Below are 1,516 nucleotides of genomic sequence, written 5' to 3'. Positions count from 1 at the left end.
TCCAACACCTGTGCACGATCCCCACCGGTGCGGTGCCGAGCATGGCCCGACCACCGATCTTGCCTGCGACCCTATCGACGCATGGACCCTGATGCGGAAGCCCTTTAAACAGGGCCCTGCTCATCCCTGCCATGCGATCCCATTGTCGGCCGAGGGCACCGCACCGGCGGTCCATCACGATGCGATCTGGTGCGCGGGCCGACAAACAAAAACGGCGCCCTATGGGCGCCGTTTCGTGTTCAACCTGATAACCGCAAGCCGCTCAGGGAGCCGGTGCTGCCGCTTCCGGCGCAGCGCCCTTGCCCTTCATCATCGCGTCGCGTGCCGCCTTGAACGGGTTGCCCTCATACCAGTTCGGCCAACGATCACCACCGGCCAGCTCCTTGCCCACGCCGTACAGCAACTGCAGGTCTTCCACCGTGCCGTCCAGCTTCCAGGTGGCCGGGTCGAACTYATCCTTCGGGCCGTGGTAGCGGTCGCGGCCATACGCCTCGGCTGCCTTGCGGCCTGCCTCGACGCCACCGTCGCGCAGGTCTTCCCCGCCATCGGCATACAACGCCGGCACGCCGGCCTTGGCGAAGTTGAAGTGGTCCGAACGGAAGTAGAAGCCGCTCTGCACCGAGGTCTCACCATGCAGGGTACGGCCCTGGTTGGCGGCCAGCGGTTTGAGGATGTCTTCCAGCTCCGAGCTGCCGAAACCGGTCACGGTCAGGTCCTTGGCGCGGCCGGCCACCGACATCGCATCGATGTTGATCACCCCGGCAATCTTGTCCAACGGGAAGGTCGGGTGGCTGACGTAGTACTTGGAACCGAGCAGGCCCGATTCTTCCAGGGTCACCGCCAGGAACACCACCGAACGCTCCGGCGGCGGCTGCTGGTGCACCATCGCATCGGCCACTTCCAGGATTCCGGCTACGCCGGTCGCGTTGTCCACCGCGCCGTTGTAGATGTTGTCGCCCTGCTCACCCTCGTGCTTGCCCAGGTGGTCCCAGTGCGCCATGTACAGCACGGCCTCGTCGGCGCGCTTGCTGCCCGGCAGGACGCCGACCACGTTGCGCGAGGTCTTTTCGGCGATGGTGCTCTTCAGGTCGAAGGACACCTTGGCTTTCAACGAGACCGGCTTGAAGCCGCGCTTGCTGGCGTCCTTGTAGGCCTTGTCCAGATCCAGCCCGGCATCGGCGAACAGCTGGCGCGCCGCCTCGGCACTCAACCAGCCCTGCGCCGGAATGCGTGCCTCCGGATCATCCTTGGCCGGCAGGTCGTACTGCGGGCCGGCCCACGAGTTCTTGACCACGTCCCAGCCATACGACGCACCGGCAGTGTCATGCACGATCAGCGCCGCGGCGGCGCCCTTGCGGGCGGCTTCCTCGAACTTGTAGGTCCAGCGCCCGTAGTAGGTCATGCGCTTGCCGTCGAACAGCTTGGCGTCGTTGACGTGGAAGCCGGGGTCGTTGACGAACATCACCACCGTCTTGCCCTTCCAGTCCTGGCCGGCGTAGTCGTTCCACTTCTGCTC

At 65.5% G+C, this 1,516-nt stretch carries 1 protein-coding gene; it reads right to left on the bottom strand.

Going from position 1 to position 1,516, the window contains the following annotated elements; all coding sequences use genetic code 11:
* Nucleotides 1-262: 262 nt before the first annotated feature.
* On the bottom strand, nt 263-1,516 hold a 1,254-nt coding region (locus ACXJKH_RS20350; protein WP_457322083.1), incomplete at its 5' end, for a M28 family metallopeptidase.

Source organism: Stenotrophomonas sp. P5_B8 (assembly GCF_054049855.1).
This window is presented reverse-complemented; position numbering and strand designations above follow the sequence as displayed.